The organism is Chamaesiphon sp. OTE_20_metabat_361, from assembly GCF_031364565.1.
The window spans coordinates 1-3,269 of sequence record NZ_JANLWO010000368.1 but is presented as its reverse complement, the minus strand read 5'-3'; the positions used below and the strand labels follow the sequence as shown (position 1 = coordinate 3,269).

3 protein-coding genes are annotated in these 3,269 nt (G+C 46.6%); 1 reads left to right on the top strand and 2 read right to left on the bottom strand.

The window, feature by feature from the left end; all coding sequences use genetic code 11:
- Positions 1 to 227 precede the first annotated feature (227 nt).
- Complete coding sequence (locus RMO35_RS10755; protein ID WP_309741092.1) at positions 228 to 500, top strand: TMEM165/GDT1 family protein; 273 nt, start codon at positions 228 to 230, stop codon at positions 498 to 500.
- A 170-nt stretch (positions 501 to 670) separates the two neighbouring features.
- Here the strand turns inward: RMO35_RS10755 and RMO35_RS10750 are convergent, their stop codons facing one another.
- Together RMO35_RS10750 and RMO35_RS10745 are read right to left on the bottom strand one after the other, a co-directional pair.
- Entirely contained in the window at positions 671 to 1,846 is a 1,176-nt protein-coding gene (locus tag RMO35_RS10750) for an NDP-sugar synthase (protein ID WP_309741091.1), read from the bottom strand.
- Between the two features lie 175 nt (positions 1,847 to 2,021).
- Entirely contained in the window at positions 2,022 to 2,867 is an 846-nt protein-coding gene (locus tag RMO35_RS10745) for a segregation/condensation protein A (protein ID WP_309741089.1), read from the bottom strand.
- Positions 2,868 to 3,269 lie beyond the last annotated feature (402 nt).

Here is a 3,269-nt window from a genome sequence, read left to right as displayed (position 1 = left end):
CTTTAGACTTTAGGCTTTAGGCTTTAGGCTTTAGGCTTTAGGAAAATAAGTAGGTTGGCGCATATACTTATCCTGTCAGAAAAGCCTGAAACTTAGATGGTGGGCAGCGATGCGCGCTCCTCGGCTTTGCCGAGGGTTTAGCGCATCAAGACAGTGCCCACCCTACTATTTACTCCCATCTCCCATCTATCTTTACCTTTTACCTTTTACCTTTTACCCTCTACCCTATGGATTGGCAATTACTCGGCTTAACATTCATGACGGTATTTATCGCTGAAATTGGTGACAAAAGCCAATTAGCCGCGATCGCTTTAGGTGGTAGCAGCCAACATCCTCGGGCTGTATTTTTTGGTTCGGTTGCTGCTTTATTATTGGCGAGTTCGATCGGTGTTTTAGCAGGTGGTGAAATTGCCGCATTTTTGCCAGCGAAAGTACTAAAAGGCTTTGCCGCACTAGGCTTTGCCATATTGTCAGTGAGATTATTATGGCCGCAAGAATAGCCTGGACGATCGCAACTCACCCAGGCTATCCCAATAAACCAGCCTTAATTTACTCCCTTCCCACTCAAGAAATAGACAATCTCGATCTGTGCTGTTGGTTATCTATCCACTATCCACTATCCACCGACTACTCTAGATGTCTAAATTGACACTGAGAAGGGAATAATTACTTAGGGAACAGTAATATTACTAACATTAAAAGAGTTAGCAAACACTTTAGCAGGATGTTGTTTAATGTTCTCGATCGGTTTGCGAGTATCAGTAATCAACCAATCTAATTCTGCGGCTTGAACGTCGATCGTCGCACCATCTTTATCGACACAATATCGCCCAAATACTAATTTATCAGTCAGTTCCACGTCAGCAATTCGAGAATACTCAAAAACCACACTGTTATTGATGTGTGCGCCACTACAAATATGGCAATTACGACCGATCATTGTGGGGCCAGTGATTTTGGCTCCATCTTCAATCTTGGTCATTCCACCGATATAGACTGGGCCAGTAATGTCTACTTTATCCCAATTCACCGCGACATTAATTCCCGTAAAGATCCCTGGTGCGACCTCAATCCCTGGAATAGGGACATTTTTTACTTCGCCCATTAACACACTCCGAATTGCTTGCCAATAATCGGGTACTTTCCCAATATCTACCCACTGAAAATCCATCGCAATCGCGTAAAAAGGGGCACCCATTTCTACCAGTTTCGGAAACAGGTCGCCGCCAATATCAAACTCTTGACCGGAGGGAATATAGTCGAGAACTTCTGGCTCAAAAATATAAATACCAGTATTAATATTCGTACTCAGTGCCGCTTCTACTGTGGGTTTTTCTTGGAATGCTTGAATTTTGCCATGCTCATCGGTCACAACTACCCCATAACTAGAAACCTCTTCGCGAGGTACTGATTTGGTCACGATCGTCGCCAGAGAACCTTTTTCCCGATGCCACTTGACAGCGGCGGTGAGGTCGAGATCGATGAGTGCATCGCCACACAGCACTACAAAAGTGTCGTCGAAGAAGGGATAAAAATCTTGAATCCGGCGCATTCCGCCAGCCGAACCGAGTGCCTTCCCCTCTAGTTCGCCATTTTCTTGAATCGTCCCCTCGAAGGAATAAGCAATTTGTACGCCGAATCTTTGACCATCATGAAAATAACTTTCAATTTCTTTGGCAAGATGACTGACATTAACCATGATTTCGGTAAAGTCATGCTGCTTGAGCAGATCTACCAAAAATTCCATCACTGGCTTGTGTAGAATGGGAATCAATGGCTTGGGAATCGTGTAAGTAATGGGTCGCACGCGCGTACCCTTTCCCGCAGCCAGAATCATTGCTTTCATATTAAATCTTGAATACTTAAACTCCCGATGATATCTACTTTAACAGCGATCGATTGTCATCGACACCAGCACGATCGCGCGTTTAGCTCCATATTCGGGCAAATGTGAGGATTTCTAGATAATACTGGCGATCGGTTGGTAATCGACCGCTCTAGCTGTCTCCCGGTTGCCGTCGTCAGTTCATCTGGCTGAGATCTGCCTCATTGAGCCGCCGAATTGTGAGTGTTTGATAAAATTCGGTTTGATGTAGTTCGACTTTGGATTGAGCTGATAGCAGTAGTAATGCCCAAAATACGCCAACGCGATCGTGATTGGAGCCATGATGTTGTCCGGGTGCAGGCGGAAATTTAGCAGACCAAATATCCACTAGCTCTTCAAGCGTCCATAAATCGGTCTGGCTGGTATATCTGACGAGAAATTCGGATACTAATGCTGCCATTTCTGTTAAATTTTCATCATGAGCCAGTCCGACGATCGATTTGGTGGCTTGCTTGACTGACATCACCTTCCCCCGCAAGGAGCGGCGACGGGAAGTTGGCTCGGCAATCTTATCCGCAATTTGGCGGAGCTGTCCGATCAGATCTTCGAGTGTCACCGGACGCGTGCGCGGTGGGGGCGATGTTAGACGGCGCCGAATGTGTCGTTCGAGGTTACGCGGTAAGCCCGATGTGGTCATCACTTCAAAGTCCAACTCTTCTTCAATGAAGTCAAAATCTTCCCCTGGGGATTGACTTTGCTCCAGGCTTTGAGCTTTGAGCAGTACGAGCATCGCCGCCCACAAAAAGGCTTGTCCCGATTGGGAGAGATTGGCTTGCTTGTGCGCTAAAGACGCATCGGCTTGTAAGGGTAGCTTGCTCAAGTGCAGATCGATCGCATCGATGACTTTGACATCCCAAGGATCGATTTCACCTCGCTGCGCCAGATCGATCAGCATCGCAATCCCCATCTGCGCTAGGGTATACGGATCGACTTGCGGTTCGACTATCGGAGCGATGCTGTCCCGGCGGGGGGCTGATACCATGATCTCGGGGTTAGGGATGAGGGGTTAAATTAATTGAGAATTGAGAATTGAGAATTGCGGATGCTAAATCCTCCAGCCAGTCTCTACAAGCCAGAAATCTAGTGCAGCAGAGCTTAATTGGTAACTTTACAGCAATTTCAGCATAATTAACGTTGCAAATGCAGATCTTTTATGGTTTCAAAGCTAGCGCACCAAGCAGAAGAATGAAACCAGAGTACATCTAAATAAAGTTTTTTCTCCTTTGTCCCCCAGTCTCCCCGTCTCCCCGTCTCCTCGTCCCCCAGTCTCCTTTTTCCCCCAGTCCCCCCAGTCTCCTCAAAATAGTAACTAAATTTATGCCGTAGAGTACTAGTCCACTCGATAACCTAGTTCTGCCAGCCGCAAGCCAGATTGTCGCCACTT

What these genes read in the sequence shown, in the direction of transcription:
- RMO35_RS10750 (WP_309741091.1), bottom strand. Translation starts at nt 1,846, where the DNA reads ATGAAAGCAATGATTCTGGCTGCGGGAAAGGGTACGCGCGTGCGACCC.
- RMO35_RS10755 (WP_309741092.1), top strand. Translation starts at nt 228, where the DNA reads ATGGATTGGCAATTACTCGGCTTAACATTCATGACGGTATTTATCGCT.
- RMO35_RS10745 (WP_309741089.1), bottom strand. Translation starts at nt 2,867, where the DNA reads ATGGTATCAGCCCCCCGCCGGGACAGCATCGCTCCGATAGTCGAACCG.